The 18,009-nt window shown below is 64.1% G+C and carries 13 protein-coding genes and 1 pseudogene; 11 read left to right on the top strand and 3 right to left on the bottom strand.

What is annotated here, in order from left to right; genetic code table 11:
• Window positions 1-33: 33 nt before the first annotated feature.
• The 3 genes from FU658_RS00160 to FU658_RS00150 form a co-directional block, all read right to left on the bottom strand.
• A complete protein-coding gene (locus FU658_RS00160; RefSeq protein WP_147890262.1) occupies window positions 34-2,250 on the bottom strand; it encodes a beta propeller repeat protein in 2,217 nt (738 codons plus the stop codon).
• A gap of 296 nt (window positions 2,251-2,546) precedes the next feature.
• On the bottom strand, window positions 2,547-4,508 hold the full coding sequence (locus FU658_RS00155) for a beta propeller repeat protein (RefSeq protein WP_147890261.1): 1,962 nt from the start codon (window positions 4,506-4,508) through the stop codon (window positions 2,547-2,549).
• Window positions 4,509-4,912: 404 nt separating this feature from the next.
• Entirely contained in the window at window positions 4,913-7,306 is a 2,394-nt protein-coding gene (locus FU658_RS00150) for a beta propeller repeat protein (RefSeq protein ID WP_147890260.1), read from the bottom strand.
• 382 nt (window positions 7,307-7,688) lie between these two features.
• Here FU658_RS00150 and tviB point away from each other — a divergent pair, with 382 nt between their 5' ends.
• The 11 genes and pseudogenes from tviB (at window position 7,689) to FU658_RS00090 (ending at window position 18,003) form a co-directional block, all read left to right on the top strand.
• Complete coding sequence (gene tviB / locus FU658_RS00145) at window positions 7,689-8,981, top strand: Vi polysaccharide biosynthesis UDP-N-acetylglucosamine C-6 dehydrogenase TviB (RefSeq protein ID WP_147890259.1); 1,293 nt, start codon at window positions 7,689-7,691, stop codon at window positions 8,979-8,981.
• Window positions 8,982-8,997: 16 nt separating this feature from the next.
• Window positions 8,998-9,377 (top strand): annotated as a pseudogene (locus tag FU658_RS00140) (UDP binding domain-containing protein); the annotation flags it as partial.
• Complete coding sequence (gene galE, locus FU658_RS00135) at window positions 9,374-10,390, top strand: UDP-glucose 4-epimerase GalE (protein WP_147890258.1); 1,017 nt, start codon at window positions 9,374-9,376, stop codon at window positions 10,388-10,390. The pseudogene FU658_RS00140 and the gene galE, both read left to right, overlap by 4 nt.
• The gene (locus FU658_RS00130) at window positions 10,380-10,844 is read left to right on the top strand and encodes a MaoC family dehydratase (RefSeq protein WP_222708318.1); all 465 of its coding nucleotides are present in this window, start codon (window positions 10,380-10,382) and stop codon (window positions 10,842-10,844) included. The genes galE and FU658_RS00130 overlap by 11 nt, the downstream gene beginning before the upstream one ends.
• The gene (locus FU658_RS00125) at window positions 10,837-11,421 is read left to right on the top strand and encodes a GNAT family N-acetyltransferase (protein ID WP_147890257.1); all 585 of its coding nucleotides are present in this window, start codon (window positions 10,837-10,839) and stop codon (window positions 11,419-11,421) included. The genes FU658_RS00130 and FU658_RS00125 overlap by 8 nt, the downstream gene beginning before the upstream one ends.
• A complete protein-coding gene (locus FU658_RS00120) occupies window positions 11,418-11,828 on the top strand; it encodes a sugar 3,4-ketoisomerase (protein WP_147890256.1) in 411 nt (136 codons plus the stop codon). Before FU658_RS00125 ends, FU658_RS00120 begins: the two co-directional genes overlap by 4 nt.
• Window positions 11,825-12,919, top strand: a complete 1,095-nt coding sequence (locus FU658_RS00115) for a DegT/DnrJ/EryC1/StrS family aminotransferase (RefSeq protein ID WP_147890255.1) — start codon at window positions 11,825-11,827, stop codon at window positions 12,917-12,919. The genes FU658_RS00120 and FU658_RS00115 overlap by 4 nt, the downstream gene beginning before the upstream one ends.
• 4 nt (window positions 12,920-12,923) lie before the next feature.
• Window positions 12,924-14,114 (top strand): oligosaccharide flippase family protein, encoded by a 1,191-nt coding sequence (locus FU658_RS00110; protein ID WP_147890254.1) that lies wholly within the window; start codon window positions 12,924-12,926, stop codon window positions 14,112-14,114.
• Window positions 14,115-14,436: 322 nt separating this feature from the next.
• Window positions 14,437-15,480, top strand: coding sequence for a glycosyltransferase family protein (locus FU658_RS00100; protein ID WP_147890252.1), 1,044 nt, complete (start codon window positions 14,437-14,439; stop codon window positions 15,478-15,480).
• Window positions 15,481-15,539: 59 nt separating this feature from the next.
• Window positions 15,540-16,673 carry a glycosyltransferase gene (locus FU658_RS00095; protein ID WP_147890251.1) on the top strand — a complete coding sequence of 378 codons (1,134 nt, stop codon included), beginning with the start codon at window positions 15,540-15,542 and terminating at the stop codon, window positions 16,671-16,673.
• 37 nt (window positions 16,674-16,710) lie between these two features.
• Window positions 16,711-18,003, top strand: coding sequence for a hypothetical protein (locus FU658_RS00090; protein WP_147890250.1), 1,293 nt, complete (start codon window positions 16,711-16,713; stop codon window positions 18,001-18,003).
• Window positions 18,004-18,009 lie beyond the last annotated feature (6 nt).

Here is an 18,009-nt window from a genome sequence, read left to right as displayed (position 1 = left end):
GTCGTCATCGTTGGTCTCTGTAGTGTTCGGGTTTCAGCGCGAAGCCGTGGCCGGCGCGCTGCAGCCTTCGGTGAACGCATTGCACACCTGGTAGGCAGGCGTGGATCCGTCCAGCAGGCGGCGCTCGGAGAAGCTGCCCGCATTGGGGCCCACGAAGACTTCCTCGCCGTCGCGCAGCACCCGCACCCAGGACGCTTGCGCCTGGAACGTCACCTCGATGGAGCGCGCCATCCGGCTGCGCTGCTCGCTCACCTGCAGCGAGTGCGGCGCGGGCGCGTGCACCGGTGCGCGGTTTCGGAACAGGCCGTTCTCGCTGCCCAGGAACAGGCCGGCCGGGGTCAGGATCATTCGCGTGGCACGGTGGGGCGGCCTGAGCGGGAAGTTCTCGTCATAGGCCTCGAACTGCTCTCCCGCCACCTTGCGCAGCACGGGATCGTGGAACTCGACGACGCGCTGCTCGGAGCCCACGAAAAGCTCCTCGGTGGCCGGATCGCCACAGGTAAAGCCGGCATTGGCCTGGCCCGCGCTTCCCGACTCGTGCTGCCATTCGTCGGCGCCACTCCCCAGGCCATAGGTGAACAGGTCACCGAAGCCGTTGACGTTGCGGGTGTAGGCGAACACGGTCTGGCTGCCGTCGTGGCGGCACAACTGGATGTGGCGGTCCCTGCGCGGGAAACCCATGATCGTTTCGGCCCAGGTCGCGCCCTCGTCGTGGCTGATGGCGATGACACCGGCGGCGTCGGCCCGGCTGGCGGTGGGCACCAGCAGCCAATCGCCGTTGTCATCGGCAAAGCCCAGGATCTGTGTGGCTACGTGGTCCTGCGGGCCCTGCCAATCCAGTTCCCAATCCACGCCGCCGTTGCGGCTGCTCCAGGTCATCGCGCGTGCGCCGGGGGCCGTCGACGCTGCACCGGCCACGCGGATGACACCGGCCTGGCCTGCGTCGAAGTGAACGGCCTGGATGTCCGCACCGCGCAACGGCGCACGCAGCGCCTGCCAGGCGCGTCCGTCCTGCAGCCGGTACAGCGTGGCGGCCGAGCCGGCATTGGCTCGGGCCAGCGCATGCAGCTGACCCTGGTGGTCGAAGTGCAGCGAACGGGTGTGGCGGGGCAGGGAGAAACCCACCCGCCAGGTGGTGCCGGCATCGAAGGACTCCATCAGCCGGGCCGCGGCCGTGGTCTGCACGATGGCGGCCATGCGGCGCGGGTCGCTCGGCGCGGCGGCGACGTCACGCACGTCCAGGTTCTGGATGCCGTCGGTGGACAGCACGAACGATTGCCCGCCGTCGAGCGAGGACAGCACGCCCCAATGAGCCGTGCCAATCAGCACCAGCTCGGGGTCGGTCGGGCTCGGCGCGATGTCGTGCACGTTCAGTCCCCGCGTTCCGGGCACTTGGTGCTGCCAGTTCACGCCGCCATCGTGGCTGCGGCTCAGCCCGCCCCGGGTGGCCACCCAAAGGGTCTGCGTGTCGTGGGGAGACACCACGATGCGGGTGGCCGCGCGCAGTGGGCCCTGTGCGGACGTGATCGCCGACCAGGCGGTCTGCCCCGGCTGGATGGCGAAGACGCCATGGCCCTCGACGACCGCCACCACGCGCACGCCCTGATAGGCCATGGACGCCACCGGGGCTGCCGGCAAGCCGGCGGAGCGTTCAAGCCACGTGGTGCCGCCATCGCTGGTGAGGAATACCCGGGCATTGCCTTGGGCGCCGCGGAAGGCCGCGGCACGGTTGTCGGTCAGCTGCGGGTGCATGGCCACGGCGGACCCGTCCAGGCCCACCGCGGGTGCCGGGGTGGTGTCCTGGTACATCCCGATCGTCGCGTTCGCCATGGCCAGGCCACCGGTACCCAGTTCGGTGCGGGCGACTGCGATCATGCCCGGCCCGTCCAGCTGCGCGCTAACGGCCAGGTCGACCGGTTCGCCATAGCGGATGGGCGCGGGATAGAAGATGGCCCTGGACCAGGTCCCAATGGGGTGGCGGAAGCGCACGCCCGATCGGTCGGCCAGCAGCAGGTAGCCCTCCTGGGTGACCACCGCACGCTTGGACAGGGAATTCTCATAAAACCAGGTCGGGAACGTGTCCCATGTCGCCCCCAGGTCGGCAGTCCGGTAGACCGGAAGTTCGCAGCCGTCGACGAACAGGCAGCGCACTGCGGCGAATGCCTCGCCGGGCTCGGTGGGGGAAATGGCAAGCGCCGTGACGTCACCGCCGGACAGGCCTCCTGTCTCCCAGCCGGGTGAGTCCGCCAATGCGGCTTCCGCGGGAACCGGACGCGGCGAAGCCTGCCTTGGTTCTGAGACGAGTCCCGATCCGCCCAGGATCGTGGCCAAGGCAAGTGCTTCCAGCATGTCGTTCCCCTATGAATGTCCCGGGCTCATGTCGGCCCGCAGGGCACCTTACCCGAGGGGTGTCGTCATGGGTGGGATCCAGCGCCCAAACCAGAAATTTTCCAGTTCCGGCGGGCGCGCGGGTGCGCCGCCCTTTCCGCGTGCGGCAGAGGAATGGCCCGCATGCACGGGGCCATTCCTTGCGCGTGCCCAAGTCGTCAGCGGCGTGCCGCAGCCGCCCCCGTACAGTGGCTGCCATCGGCGTTGCACACCTGGTAGCTGGCGGGCATGTCGCGCGGGGCGGGGCGGTCCTGGAAGCTGCCGGTGTTCGCAACCACGGCCAGCAGCGCGCCATTGCGGCGCACCATCACCTGCTCCTGGCCACCGTCCCATTCCAGCGTCATCCAGGGGCGGGCGTGCGAACCGGTGGCGGTCACCACCAAGTTGCCGGGGCCGACAGGCGCATCGTCGGGCAGCTCCACCGCCCAGCTGCCTTCATTGGTGGCGGCATACAGCAGCCCCGCCGGCGAGGCCGCGAAGTCATTGATCCGATGGGTGCGTTGGGCCAGGTCGTCGCCCAGCAGCGCGAAGCTGTCGCCGGCGTCGGTCGAGCGCAGCACGGTGCCGTACTCGCCGCCCATCACCACCACGTCGGCCCGGTCCGGGTCGCACCGCAGGGCCGTCACCCGGCCGATGTGCGCGCCCGGCCAGCCGGGCTGCCATGCGGTGGGCTGCCAGGTCAGACCGTCGTCGCTGCTGCGGAACAGGCGCTGCTGGTTGTTTTCGCGCGCGGCCAGGTAGGCCCGCGGGGCACCGGCACCGGTGGTGCACACCTGCGCACCCCGCAGCCCCTGGGGCAGCCCGCGCGCCGGGTTCCAGACCTGCCCGCCATCGGTGCTCAGCACCAGCATCGGATCGTGCAGCACGGTGTCGGCCAGCAGCGTCAGGAAGCGTCCACCCGACGGCCCGGAGCCATTGAGCACCACGCTCACGTCGCGCGCTGGCGTCGACGATGCATGCACCACCGACCACGTCGCACCGCCATCGGTGCTGCGGCGGATCTGGTTCTCGGAACCCGAGCCCGTCGAAATCCTTGCCGACACCAGCATGTGCTGCGCGCTGGCGCCAAAGGCCAGCGAGTGCAGGTCGGAGAGGGTGCCCACGTGTGGCATCAGTCCGCTCCAGTTGCCGTCGGCGTCACGCACCAACAGCGAGCTGTTGTGGTTGCGACCGGCCAGGTACAGGCGTCCGTCGGGTCCGAAGCGCACCTGGCGCGCATGGTAGGGCGCCACGCCCCCGGGCCCCCATGTCAGGCCGCCATCCCCGGACGTGGCAACGCTGTACATGCTGGTGTGGCCCAGCGCCGCCACATCGACCGGGTCCGCCGGATTGATCGCCACCGACGTGGTGGCCATCGCCCCGAGCTGCGGGGCGATGCGCTGCAGTGTGTGCAGCGAGGCATCGGCATGGAACAGGCCGCCTTGCAGGAACTCGGTGACGTACACGCCGCCGCCCGGCGCGAACTGCACGCTGGAGAAATGGCGCCCGGTGGTGCCGGCCATGCCGGACTGCCAATTCAAGCCGCCGTCCTCGCTCAGGTGCAGACCGTCCTCGCCCGTCACCACCAGCCGCTGCGGATCGGTGGGGTCCTGCGCGGCGTCGGTGGCCAGGTCAGGCAGGTACGGTGCCAGTGCGATCCAGCTCTGGCCCTGGTCCAGGCTGCGGTACACGCCCGGCTCGCCGCCGGTGTTGTCGAAGGTGAAGGTCGCCAGCCAGCCGGTGTCGGTGAAGCTCAGACTGGAGAGTTCGCGCGAGGGCATCGTGGCGGTGCGGTCCGACCACGACAGGCCACCGTCGGTGCTCACCCACAGGCGCGGGTCCTGCGGCCACGGGCTGTTCCACACGTCGCTGACCGCCACCACCACGCCGGCCTGGTCCGGGTCGGCCTCCAGCAGCTTGATGCCCTGGTGCTCGGGCGGCAGTGGCGGGTTGCGCGGATGCAGCTGGTCACCGTCCAGCTCGAGCTCGTACACGCCCCAGTGCAGATACGGGCCGCTCATCTCCGCCGCGGTGGCATAGACCACGTCGCCGGCGCCGACGGATACGTCCTCGAACACCATCCAGGGCTGGGCAGGCACCCACGGCTGCCACCACAGGCCGTCCATCTGGCTGATGTGCACCACGCCCTCGTCGGCGGCCAGGCCACGGCCGTCGCTGGTGAAGGCCAGCTGGCCGCGAACCAGATGCCGGCGTCCTCCACCGGCCGCCAGTTGGTGCCGCCATCAGGCGACATCCACAGAGTGCGCGCCACCGGGAGCGCGCTGTCGCGGCTCACGCGCGCCAGCACGAAATCGGGGTTCGTCGGTGAGGTCACCAGCGAGGTGACATCGGGCTGGGCCGCACCCAGATAGGTCCATTCCGGTGCCGGCTGCGACTGCGCCTGAAGCGCCCCCGTGCACAGCATCCCCAGCGTCGCCATCGCGGCGACGCGCCACGTCCTTGTGATCATTGTGTTCCCCAGTTGTGTTCCCCAATGGAACCCGGAGCGTAGCCCGCTGCCGGGTTCCTGCCAAATCGCCGACGCTCAGGGCGCCAGCGTCACCGTCTCGCTGCAGCCCTCACCAAACCGATTGCACACCTGGTATTCCGGCGCACTGCCATCGCGCAGCAGGCGCTCGGAGAAGCTGCCGCTGTTGCGCAGCGAGGCCACCACTTCGCCATCGCGCAGCACGTCGACCCACTCGCCGCCCGCGGTCCAGGCCAGGCTGACGATGCGCTGGGCGCGGCCGTCGACCGAGCTGGCGTTGGTGAACTGCGGCGCATCGGCCTGCACCGGCGCGGTATTGCGGAACAGCCCGCGGTTGCTGGCCAGGTAGACGCCGGAATCGTTGAAGGCCAGCGCATGGGCCCGGGAGGGCCGCTTGGCGTCGAAGTCCCACTCGCCGTAGGCGGCCAGGTTGCCGGCGGACGTCGGGCGCAAGACCACCATGCCGCTGTCGTTCGACCCTTCCAGCAGCGTGTACACCTGCAGCGTGTCGCCTTCCTGGTGGCACACCGGCGCCCCCAGCAGGCCCTGGTAGAGGCCTCCTTCATAGACCCACTCGCCGCCACTGGCGATCTGCTCCAGGTCCTGGCCGCGCAGCGTGTAGGGCGGCTCGCCGTCCGGCTCCATGCGGAAGTGCAGCACCGCCGTGCCGCCGTTGCCCGCGTGCGTGCACATCTCGATGGACGACCAGTCACCGGCCGGCGTGCCCTCGATGCTCTGGTATCCACCCCCGCCATTGAGCGAGATCCGCAACTGGGCCGGCATGCCCCCGCCCAGGTTGCGGGTGGACACCAGCAACTGCTGGCCCGAGGTGCCGGGCATCAGGCCGATGCTGGCCACGGCATGGAACGCCGGCCCGATCCACTCCAGCCACCAGGCGTCGCCGCCGTCGGTGCTGCTCCACGTCACTGCGCGTCTCATCCCGTGCACCGAGCCCACGCCGCCGGCCCACACCAGCCCCGGCGTGCCCGGATCGAAGGCGAGGGTGTGCACCGCGTGCAGGGAATGCAGCTCCACCCGCCGCCACTGTCCCGAGGCCAGGCGCCGGTGCAGCGGCCGGGCGTCGTCGGGGCCGTGCGTGGTGGCCCACAGACCCCCTTCCGGATCGAACCACAGCTGCGCGATATCGCCCGGCGCCCCGCGCGCCATCACCCAGCCCTCGCCACCATCAAAGCTTTCCACCAGGCGCCAGCGCCCGTTGTGCTGCACCGTGGCCGCCAGCTGCAGCGGTCGCGTGGGATGCGCGGCCACCTGGTCCACCACCGCGTCGGCGATGCCCTGCGCGTTGGCCTCGAAGCTGGCCCCGCCATCGACCGAGGCCATCGTGCCCACGCCGGCCACGGCCAGCAGCACCAGGTCCGGATCCAGCGGCGTGGTGTCCACGCCGCGCACGTCCAGCCCGGCCGTGCCGATGGCCGCGTGGCGCCAGCTCAGCCCGCCGTCGTGGCTGGTGCTGAGCCCACTGGCGGTGGCGGCGAACACGCGCTGCGGGTTGGCGTGGGCCACATGCAGCCGGTGCACCCGGTGCAGCACCGCCGAAGCACCGCCCACCTGCGTCCAGGCCGTGCCCGCGCCGGAGGCGCGCGAGTACACGCCGCGGCCGTCCACGGCCGCCAGCAGCCGGTCACCCACATAGGTCAGCGCCGTCACCTGGCCCCCGGCCGGCAGGCCCGAAGTCAGGTTCTGCCAGCTGCCGCCGCCGTCCAGCGACTGCATCACCGACACCACGCCGAGGGGCGACACCAGCGCCGCGGCCATGCGGTCGATATTGGTGGCATGCATCGCCACCGCAGTGCCGTCGTGATCGTCGAAACCGGTCGGGGTGATGTCGATGAAGCCGATGCCGAACTGCCCGCCGCGCACGATGCCGCCCGGCCAGCCGTGGGCGGCGCGCACCGCCACGATCAGCGGCGTGCCGTCCACGCGGGAGGAGGCGATCTGATGGGCATGGCTGTCCTGGAAGCCGATCCCCGAGCCGCTCCAGGTTGAGGAGGGCGAGGTCTTGCGATTCACCACGCCGACGCCGCCGGACACCAGCCGGCCGTTGGGCAGGAAGTGCAGGGCGCCCGGGCTGGGGGTGCCGCGCTGGTCGTTGATACGGGCCCAGTCCCACTGGGCGCCGAAGTCGTCGGAGAAATACACCGCCGCGTGCTGGTCCCAGGCCAGCTGGTGGTCCACCGTGGCGGCGGCCCAGCCGGGCAGCGTGGGGCTCAGCGCCACCGCCATGCCTTCACCGCGCCACAGCGACACACCCTGCCAGGGGGTGGTTTCCGTCTCCTGCGGCTGCGGCCCGGCGGCACGCTCGCTCGCGTCGCCGTGCGGCGCCGACCGGTCCATGCGCTGGGCCTGTGCGGTGCCGGCCACCAGCAGCACACCCAACAGCCCGATGAAGCAACCGCCGCGCGTGGCGGCCCCGCGAGTCCATGCGTTCATATACAGCGTCCCCGGTGTTCCCCAAAGATGCCTGGCAGTTTACGACACCATCCAAGGCAGGTTCGTTACCGGCCGCGCAAACCGGTAACGCGTTGATTCTCCCCAGAAGGCGCGTCGAGTGGATTGGGCGCCCGTGGAGGGGCCGCGGAAGCCTACCCGAGTTCGGCGAATAACGCGCCAACTCCCTTGCACCGTGTGAACCGGCCCACAAACCAGACTTTTTCCGGGCTGTTCACGTCACATCGACGTGTCAGAATGTCCCCCGACCCTTGGAACGCCCGTTTGAGCGGCCAAGCGCGTCCCGAAGACCTCCCTCGCGCCGACCCCGGCGCCGTGCGTGCTTTGGGGCGCCCCAGCCTTCCGGTAAAGGAAAACCACCCACATGAGCGCCACCCTTCCCACCCTGGACACCACCCGCATCGCCATCATCGGCCTGGGCTATGTCGGCCTGCCGCTGGCGGTGGAGTTCGGCAAGCAGTTCGATACGCTGGGCTTCGACATCAACACCGGCCGCGTGGATGAGCTCAAGCAGGGCAGGGACCACACCCTGGAAGTGGAGCCCGACGAGCTGGCCCAGGCCAAGCAGCTGACCTACACCACTAGCGGCGACGACTTGGCCCAAGCCAACGTGTACATCGTCACCGTGCCCACCCCGATCGACAGCGCCAAGCGGCCCGACCTGACCCCGCTGATCAAGGCCAGCGAGACGATCGGCAAGACGCTCAAGCGCGGCGACGTGGTGATCTACGAATCCACCGTGTACCCCGGCGCCACCGAAGAGGTGTGCGTGCCGGTGCTGGAGCGCGAGTCGGGCCTGACGTTCAACGAAGACTTCAGCTGCGGCTACAGTCCCGAGCGCATCAACCCCGGCGACAAGGAACACCGCGTCACCAACATCCTGAAGGTGACCTCAGGCTCGACGCCGGAAGCGGCCGACTTCGTGGACGCGCTGTACCGCCGCGTGATCACCGCCGGCACCCACAAGGCGCCCAGCATCAAGGTGGCCGAGGCCGCCAAGGTGATCGAGAACACCCAGCGCGACCTGAATATCGCGCTGGTGAACGACCTGGCCATCCTGTTCAACAAGCTGGGCATCGACACGCTGGACGTGCTGGAAGCGGCCGGAACAAAGTGGAACTTTCTGCCGTTCCGACCCGGCCTGGTGGGCGGGCACTGCATTGGCGTGGACCCGTACTACCTGACGCACAAGGCGCAGGAGGTGGGGCACCATCCGGATGTGATCCTGGCGGGACGGCGTACCAACGACGGCATGGGCGCCTATGTGGCCGACCAGGTGATCAAGCTGATGGTGCGCAAGGGCATCAACCCTGTGGGCGCGCGAATCCTGATGCTGGGCCTGGCCTTCAAGGAAAATTGCCCGGACCTTCGCAACACCCGCGTCACGGACATCGTGCAGGCGCTGCAGAGCTACAACGCGCGGGTCGAGGTGTTCGATCCGTGGGTGGATGCCGACGAGACGCGGCACGAATACGGCCTGAGCCCAATCGACCAGCCGGAGCAGGGCGTGTACGACGCCATCGTTCTGGCGGTCGGGCATGACGAGTTCCGCACGTTGGGCGGGGACGGTGTGCGGGCGTTCGGCAGTGCGGCGGGCAACGTGGTGTATGACGTGAAGTGCCTATTGCCCCGCGATGCCGTCGACGGCCGGCTGTAACGCCTCCATGCGCAACCCCCACGCCCTTGACATGCGCGAGGCCTCCAACCGCCGCCTGCTGCAGCAGTTGTGGGAAGCGGGCGCCAGCTCCGTGCCTACGACCCGCAAGCGATGGACGAGGCCCGTCGGATCTTTGGCGATCGCGACGACCTGGTGCTCTGCGATTCGGCGGGCGACGCACTGCAGGGTGCCGACGCTATGGTAACGGTGACCGAGTGGAAGCAGTTCCGCAGCCCGGACTTCACCAGAGTCAAGGCCGCGCTGGCCGATGGCGTGGCGTTCGACGGTCGCAACGTCTACGAGCCGGCGGATGTCGAAGCGGCTGGGCTGGCCGAGTACGGCATCGGGCGCGGGCGTTCGGTGCGGGGCAGAGTTGGCGCGGAGTCGTTCTTGTGAGAATTCTTGTCACTGGCGGCGCTGGCTACATCGGCAGCCACACCTGCGTGGTTCTGCTGGAAGCCGGCCACACCGTCACCGTCATCGACAATCTCTGCAACAGTTCCGCCATCGCGCTGGAGCGCGTGCAGGAACTGGCCGGCAAACCGCTGCGCTTCGTGGAAGGCGACATCCGCAACCGCGCGGACCTGGACCGCGTCTTCGAAGGCGGTATCGATGCCGTCATCCATTTCGCCGCACTGAAAGCGGTGGGCGAAAGCTGCGAACAGCCGCTCCGCTACTTCGACAACAACATCGGCGGCACCATCACCCTGATGCAGGCTATGGAAGCACATGGTGTGCAGCGCCTCATCTTCTCCTCGTCCGCCACGGTATACGGTCAACCGGACAGTGTTCCGATCAAGGAAAACGCGCCGCTGCGCGCGACCAACCCCTACGGCCGGACCAAGCTGGTGATGGAACAGCTCATCCAGGACTGGTGTGCTGCGCGGCCGGAAGTGAGCGCGGTACTGCTGCGCTATTTCAACCCGGTGGGTGCCCATTCCAGCGGGCGCATTGGCGAAGATCCACGTGGCGAACCCAACAACCTCATGCCCTATATCGCGCAGGTGGCGGTGGGCAAGCGAGAGTTCCTGCGCATCTACGGTGACGACTACCCGACGCCAGACGGCACCGGCATTCGGGATTACCTGCATGTAGTGGACCTGGCCGTGGCACATCTAAAGTCGCTGGACTACACGGCGGCCCACTCCGGATGCGAAGCGTTCAATCTGGGTACGGGGCGCGGCTATTCCGTACGAGAGATGGTAAACGCGTTCCAAATCGCGGCTGGGCGACCAGTTCCTTCGCAGGTGGAAGACCGGCGGTCCGGCGACGTGTCCGAGTTAACTGCCGATCCGTTCGAGGCGAATGCACGACTGTCCTGGCACGCGAAGCTTGAACTCAGTGCGATGTGCGCAGATGTCTGGCGTTGGCAGCAGCAGAATCCAAACGGGTTTATAAATGAAGCCTGATGTCTGGTCGAAACCGGAGCACAGTTGGATGAACGTAAACAACGATCCTTACCTATCCCGAGGCGCAATCAAAGTAGTCGAAATCACCGCAGACGATATCCAGCGGTTTGTGGAACTTTCGGGCGACCGAAATCCCATCCACTCCGATGAATTTATTGCCCGAAAAAGTATTTTTGGCAAGCGGATTGCCCCTGGGATGATGGTAGCCAGCTATATCAGCGCCGTAATCGCCAATGATCTGCCTGGGCCCGGTGCCATCTACTTGCAACAGGAATTGAAATTTGAGGCGCCTGTCTTCATTGGCGACAGAATCACAGTTATGGCCCGAGTAATTGAAACACCCCGTCCCGGGAGATTGGTTCTGGAGACCACGTGCACGAATCAGGAAGCCGTGGTGGTCATCAGCGGAAAGGCTCTAGTAAAAACACCTCAAGGTTTTGAAGTTCATGGATGAATCGAAGGTTGATCGTGCCCCGGTGATCCGCAAGGCGGCTAGGATAGTAGGGGATACGCTCGTATTCCGCGACGCCAAGGTGTCCGATGCCGAGTTCATCCTCTCATTGAGAACTGATTCCGAAAAATCTCGCTTTCTCAGTGTAACCACGAAGGATCTCGGCGCGCAGCGCGCGTGGCTCCAACGCTACGCCGCATCAGAAGGCCAAGCTTATTTCATTATCGAGTGTGAAAATAAGCCGATCGGCACCGTCCGCCTCTATGACGCGCAAGGCAAAAGCTTTTGCTGGGGCTCTTGGATACTGATAGATGGGCGGCCTCGGCGCGCGGCGATGGAGTCCGCACTCATGGTATATGCCTACGCCTTGCGTCATCTCGGTTTTCACGAGTGCCATTTCTCGGTTAAAGCAGGGAACGAAAAGGTCGTCAGTTTTCACGAGCGCTTTGGCGCAAATAAGATTATTGCGGTAGAGGACGACTTGCACTTCGTTATCAGTAATGAACGTATACGTTTTGCATTGCAGAGCTATCCGGAATTTCTTTCAAAATCGGTCCGAGTGGAGGGCCTGCATGCATGAATAACGAATTCCAGCTCATAGAGTTACCGAACGTAATTGATGAGCGAGGGAACTTGACGGTTGGTGAGTTTCAGCGGCAAATCCCATTCGCCGTTGCCAGATACTTCATCGTCTATCAAGTGCCGTTGGTGGAGAGGCGTGGTGAACATGCGCACCGCGAATGCCATCAATTTCTGGTTTGTGTTCGTGGCCGAATCTCGGTGATTGGTGATGATGGTCAGCGCCAAGAAGAGTTTGTACTAGATCGGCCCAATGTCGGCTTTTACATGCCCCCGATGACCTGGGGCACGCAGTACAAATATTCCCCCGATGCCGTGCTGCTGGTTTTCGCCTCGCACTACTACGACGCGAACGACTACATCCGCGATTACAGCGAATTCCTGCAACTGGTGGGCGCCAAGCCATGATCCCGTTCCTCGACCTAAAAGCTCCGCATGTGGAACTGCGCGAGGAGATCGCTGAGGCGATAGCCCGCGTAGTCGATTCGGGCTGGTACATCCTCGGGCCCGAAGTCGATGCATTCGAAGCGGAATACGCCCAATGGTGCGGCGCGGCTCATTGCGTCAGCGTGGCCAATGGGCTGGATGCGCTGCACTTGGCGTTACGCGCCATGGAAGTCGGCCCGGGCGATGAGGTTATCGTCCCGTCTAACACTTACATCGCCACTTGGCTCGCAGTCAGCCAGTGCGGTGCGACGCCGGTGCCGGTGGAGCCAGTCGAGGGCACCTACAATCTCGATCCGTCGCTGATCGAAGCCGCCATTACGCCACGCACGAGGGTCATCCTGCCGGTGCACCTGTATGGCCAGCCTGCGGACATGGATGCGATTCTCGTCATCGCCCGCAAGCGCGGTTTGCGTGTGCTGGAAGACGGCGCGCAGGCTCATGGCGCGCGTTACAAGGGCACGCGCATCGGCGGGCATGGTGATGCGGTTGCATGGAGCTTCTATCCCGGCAAGAACCTGGGCGCGCTGGGCGACGGTGGCGCGGTCACCACCAACGATCCCACTATCGCCGACCGTCTGCGCGTCCTACGCAACTACGGTTCGCGGGTGAAGTATGTCAACGAAGTGCAGGGCTGGAACAGCCGTCTGGATCCAGTTCAGGCGGCGGTGCTGCGCGTCAAGTTGAAGCATCTCGATGCATGGAACGTGAGGCGTGCGGCCATCGCGCGCCAGTATCTAGACGGGCTGGCAGCGACGGATTTGGTTCTGCCTGAAGTGCCCGCGTGGGCGGAGCCCGTTTGGCACCTGTTCGTGGTGCGGCATGCGCAGCGCGATGCCTTGCAGGCGAAGTTGACCGAGGCGGGCGTGGGTTCGCTGATCCATTACCCGATTCCACCGCACAGGCAGGCCGCATACGCGGAGGCGGGGTTTGCGCCGGACGCGTTTCCGGTTGCGTCGCGCATGGCGGATGCAGTGTTGAGTTTGCCGATGGGGCCGCATTTGCATATGGATGATGCGGCGCGGGTGATGGAGGCGGTGCGGGCAGCCGCTTGATCCCATGTCCCAAGGCAATTCCTACGGCCAGATCCTGCGCTCGTCTTCCATCATTGGCGGCGCGCAGGCGATCAACTATTTGGTGGCTTTGCTCCGCGTAAAGGTGGTTGCGGTGCTGCTGGGGCCGGCAGGCGTGGGTGTGATCGGCTTGTACACCTCGGCTACCAGCCTGCTGGGCACCGTCACCGGTCTTGGCTTGCAGGGCAGCGCGGTGCGCGCGATCGCCCAGGCGCAGGGCAAGAACGATCCGCAGGCCGTGGCACGCACCGTCCGCATGTTGCGACGGCTGGTCTGGGCCACCGGCGCATTGGGGTGGCTGGCCAGCATCGCGCTGGCGATCCCTCTGAGCCGCCTGATGTTCGAGTCCACGCAGCATGCCTGGGCGCTGGCGGTGCTGGGCGGCATGTTGCTGCTGACTGCAGTAAGCAACGGGCAATTGGGTTTGTTGCAGGGGTTGCGCCGGATCGGCGATATCGCCCGCGTGCAGGTGGCTGCGGCGGTACTTAACACCGCCATCACCATCGCCCTGTACTCCTGGCTGCGCGAGGACGGCATCGTGCCGGTGCTGCTGGCAAATGCGGCGGCGACCTTGCTGTGCAGTTGGTGGTTTGCACGCCGCGTGGAAGTGCCAGCGGTGGCGATGGACTGGAGTGTAGCCATCGCCGAAGCCAAGCCGCTTCTGGGGCTCGGCGCTGCGATGATGTGGGGCGGTGTGCTCACCCTTGCGCTTGACCTGTACACGCGCACGTTGATCGCGCGCACCTTGGGCGTGGACGCGGCGGGCATCTACCAGGCCGCTTGGGCTCTGTCCGGCCTGTTTGCGGGCTTCGTGCTGGGCGCGATGGGCGCCGACTTCTATCCGCGCTTGACGTCCGTGATTCATGACCGCGCGGCCGCGATGCGCGCGGTCAACGAACAGACCGAAATCGGCATACTCCTGGCCCTGCCGGGGTTGCTGGGCACGTTGGCATCGCGAAGTGGGTGGTGTGGGCGCTCTATTCGGCCGAGTTCGCGCCTGCGGCGGATGTGCTGGTGTGGATGGTGCTGGGCGTGTTCGGACGGGTACTGTCCTGGCCGATGGGGTTCATCCAGCTCTCGATGGGCGCGGGGCGTTGGTTCATGGCGACGGAGGCTATCTTCCTGTCCCTTCAGGCATTGCTGGCAACTTGGCTGGTGCCACGGCACGGTGTGGTAGGCGCGGCGTATGCTTTCGCCCTTTGCTATCTGTTCTATACAGCGGGCATGGCGTGGGTTGGATACCGGCTGATCGGCTTCCATTGGTCACGTGCAGTTATTCGCATGGTGGTGTCGGCGGCAAGTCTAATTACATTGGCTTTCGTCGGTCAGCACTTCCTTGACGGAGCAATGGCGCTGATATCCGGTGCGACGATCTGCGTTAGTGGTGCACTCTGGAGCATGCGCGGTCTTGCTCATAGACTCCCGGCAGAAAACCCTCTAATCACAATAGCAAAGCGGATCCCTGGGATGCGCTACCTTCTATTTCTTGGGGAAAGCAAGTGAAAACGAAGCCGCGAATCTTTCACGGGCTGGTTAATTACGGAACTCAGTCCGGCGTTCTCGCCATGTACCTTCGTCGGTTCGGCTATGAGGCGGTATCGGTAACCAGACCAGATTCATTTTGCAGGGTGACAGACGTCTCATTGCCTCATGGAGGGAATCTGTTTCAAAAAATTACAAGGCATGCATGGACGCGCATCTACCTTGGGTATTGTTTTTTTGCCTATGATATATTCCATTTCTACTTTGGAATAACGCTGGCCAAGGGTCAATGGGATTTGCCGCTTTATCGAATGCTTGGAAAGAAGGTGGTGATGGAATATCTAGGTAGTGACGTTCAAAAATATGGAGTGAGTGTTGGCAAGTATAAGTGGACAAATGTTCGTTACAAGCAGACGCCAGAGGAAGGCGTGGTCACTGATCGTATGATTGATAAGCGTCTGGCGCGCGAGCGTAAATACGTAGATAAGTTGTTGGTCTGCGCCCCTTGCTATTCGGAGTTTGTTACTGACTCAGAATTGCTGCCGTTGGCAATCGACATGGAGCAATACGACTTCACGCCTTTGCCGGAATTCGATGGATCCTTTAGGCTAATGCACGCCCCCACCCATCGGGGGAATAAGGGTACATCGTACATACTTGATGCAGTTGAGCGATTAAAAGACGAAGGTTATGCGATAGAACTTGACCTTGTTGAAGGCGTGTCGCATGAGGAATTGAAAAGTCGATACCGGAAATGTCACATCTTCATCGATCAAATCGTTGGAGGCTGGTACGGAACTGCATCCATCGAGGCCCTTGCTATTGGTCGTCCCACTGTGGTTTCCATTCGAGATTCCTATCTAGAGCATTTCCCCGTTGGACCCGAGCTGCCGTTCTTTAACGCGGATCCAGATTCGATATACGAAGTCCTCAAAAGCGTACTTGGGTTGACGCCGATGCAGCTCCAGGAATCGGCGCAACAGGGGCGCGAATTTGTCGAGAGTGTCCATGATGCCTCGGTGGTTGTCAGAAAACTCGTTTCAATTTACGAAGATCTCTGACGTGCGGGATCTCAGAAGTCATCTGGTCGCTCAGCGATCTCTAACGGGTCAGTGTAGCGATGGCTAAAAGGTACTTGCTTGTCAGCCGCTCGTTCCACCCGGGCAACTCTCCTCGTGCTAACCGCACAACGGAACTGGCCAAGGAACTGTGCAGGCAGGGTCACCTGGTGACCGTGCTGACGCCTCGTCATCCAGAACAGGAGGCCCTTGCGCGCCAGTATGGAATGACGATGGTCGATCTGGCTCAGGAGTCGTGGCCCGAGATTCCCACTTCGTTCCGTGGCAAGCAGAACTTGGTGCTGCGCGCGGTGCGGCGAGCGCTGCTCCTGGCATTCGATTATCCCTCTATTCAGCTGCTCTGGCGGACGGCCAAGGCTTTGGAATCGTTGCCTCGGCATGACGTACTGATTTCAATCGCCGCGCCGCATCCTGTCCACTGGGGGGTGGCGCGCGCGCATCGCCGCGGACGCCTACCTGCGGATGTGTGGCTCGCAGATTGTGGTGACCCTTACATGGGCGCGGAGAATGACTCTTTTCCTGTTATGCCCTACTTCCGGTTTCCGGAGAAGTCATTCTGCCGGCGTGCCGACGCCATCGTGGTGCCTGTGGAGGGGGCCAGGGTCGCTTACTACCCCGAATTCCGCGACAAGATCCACGTGATACCGCAGGGTTTTCGCATTGCCGATTACGCGCACCTCAAGGCGATCTCGCCGCGAAGTGATGGAGTGGTGCGGTTTGCCTACGCCGGACTGTTCATACCGGGGCGACGCGACCCTAGTGGCTTTCTCCAGCATCTGGTTGAGCGGAAGGGAGCTTTCGAGTTTCACGTATTCACCAAGAGCCCGGAGCTGGTGGCCCCATTTGCTAAGCGAGATCCGCGGATCATTCTACGTGGGGTCCTTCCACGACCGCAGGTGATGGAGGCTCTCGCATCCATGGACTTCGTTGTCAACTTCGAAAACGTTGGTGCCCGACAAACGCCCAGCAAGTTGATCGACTACTGGCTGTGCGGGCGACCGATCCTCAATGTTCACGGCAATAAGCTGGGGGTCAAGGTTATCGAACAGTTCCTGTCCGGCCAATACGACGAGGCACTGCAGATCGAGCGGCCGGAGCAATATGACATCTCTAACGTGGTCCGGGAGTTTGATCGCTTGGCGGATGACGCGTTGGCGTGCGGGCTGCGGCGCTGAGCATGATGGATATGCAGACTACGGCGGAGTCAGCGCGATGCAGCGCGTAGTCTTGAGATCGACACCAGGTCGATCCGCGCGCCTGTACCTGCTGGCGCTGCTGGCACCCTTCGTGGCAGTCGTGTTGGCGCTCATGCGTCCGCGAGATCCAGCGTCGCGCAATCTGGTGTGGATATTCACCGTCTACTTCGGCGCGGTTTTCTATATTGCAGCGAACTCAGCATCTGATTCCGTCAGGTATGCTGAGTGGCTGCGGGAGTTTCACCAGGCTGACCTTAGGCTGAGCGAACTCCTTGGTTTGTTTTTCGCGCAAGGCAGCCACTACCAAGACCTCTACCAGCCCTTGCTTACCTATGTCATCTCGCGAGTGACCGACGAGCAGTGGGTGCTCTTCGCTTCATTCGGGATACTTTTTGGCTATGTATACACACGCAACGTATGGTTCTTGATTGATCGGATCCCCGGACGGATTGGCGCCCTGCTGGTTTTCCTACTTGTGGCGTATGCCTTCCATGTCAACATCGGCATGGGTCTTAACGGGGTGCGAATGTGGACTGCGCTTCACGTCTTCGTGTTTGGTTTCCTGCACTACCATGCGACCGGGAGGGGCAAGTATCTGCTCGTTATTTTGGCTACTCCCTTCATCCACTTCTCATTCTGGCTTGCTTGCGCCGTCACGGCCATTTACTTCCTGGTTCGTCGCTTTGGGATCGCCGTCTATGTTTTCTTCCTGGTGTCGATGGTGGGTTCGGCGCTTGACCTGGCTGCTGTGCAGACCTTGATGGGCTATCTTCCCTTGCCGATCGAGGAGCGCGCATCCAGCTATATCGGCGCCGTAGACACCAACCCAGACGTAATGGAGGACCGCAAGAACTCTGCGATCTGGTTCCTGCAAATAAACCACTGGCTCACGGCCGCTTTCTTCACCGTCAGCGCCAGCTGGATGGTCTGGCGCGGCGGCCTGCGCGATCAGGGCCTGGTGCGCAGCCTGCTTGTGTTCGGAATGCTCCTCTACGGGGTGGTCAACTTCGTTAGCTACATTCCGTCGCTGGGCCGCTTTTATGCCTTGGCTGAGATGCTGCTGTTGGCTGCCCTAATCCTGTTTGTTGCGGTTGGGGCCGGGCGCAAGCGTCTAGATCGTCAGGTCATTGGAGCAGCTTCAATGATGCTGGTGCTCAACCTGGTCTTGGGTGTGCGCTTCGTTCTCGGCTTCGCGTCTATCTGGCTGGTGTCGGGGAATTTCTTCCTCGCACCGTTCGTCAATGCCGATCAAAGCCTATATGAACTGATTTTCTACGTGATGCGGGGAATGCGGGGGATTCTGGGTTGAATGGAA

The sequence above is a fragment of the Alkalisalibacterium limincola genome (genome assembly GCF_008017755.1).
GTDB lineage: Bacteria > Pseudomonadota > Gammaproteobacteria > Xanthomonadales > Xanthomonadaceae > Alkalisalibacterium > Alkalisalibacterium limincola.
The sequence above is the reverse complement of the archived record's forward strand: the minus strand, read 5'-3'. Positions and strand labels throughout refer to the sequence as shown.

What these genes read in the sequence shown, in the direction of transcription:
- FU658_RS00095 (WP_147890251.1), top strand. Translation starts at nt 15,540, where the DNA reads ATGGCTAAAAGGTACTTGCTTGTCAGCCGCTCGTTCCACCCGGGCAAC.
- FU658_RS00130 (WP_222708318.1), top strand. Translation starts at nt 10,380, where the DNA reads ATGAAGCCTGATGTCTGGTCGAAACCGGAGCACAGTTGGATGAACGTA.
- FU658_RS00115 (WP_147890255.1), top strand. Translation starts at nt 11,825, where the DNA reads ATGATCCCGTTCCTCGACCTAAAAGCTCCGCATGTGGAACTGCGCGAG.
- FU658_RS00120 (WP_147890256.1), top strand. Translation starts at nt 11,418, where the DNA reads ATGAATAACGAATTCCAGCTCATAGAGTTACCGAACGTAATTGATGAG.
- FU658_RS00110 (WP_147890254.1), top strand. Translation starts at nt 12,924, where the DNA reads ATGTCCCAAGGCAATTCCTACGGCCAGATCCTGCGCTCGTCTTCCATC.
- FU658_RS00125 (WP_147890257.1), top strand. Translation starts at nt 10,837, where the DNA reads ATGGATGAATCGAAGGTTGATCGTGCCCCGGTGATCCGCAAGGCGGCT.
- tviB (WP_147890259.1), top strand. Translation starts at nt 7,689, where the DNA reads ATGAGCGCCACCCTTCCCACCCTGGACACCACCCGCATCGCCATCATC.
- FU658_RS00150 (WP_147890260.1), bottom strand. Translation starts at nt 7,306, where the DNA reads ATGAACGCATGGACTCGCGGGGCCGCCACGCGCGGCGGTTGCTTCATC.
- FU658_RS00090 (WP_147890250.1), top strand. Translation starts at nt 16,711, where the DNA reads ATGCAGCGCGTAGTCTTGAGATCGACACCAGGTCGATCCGCGCGCCTG.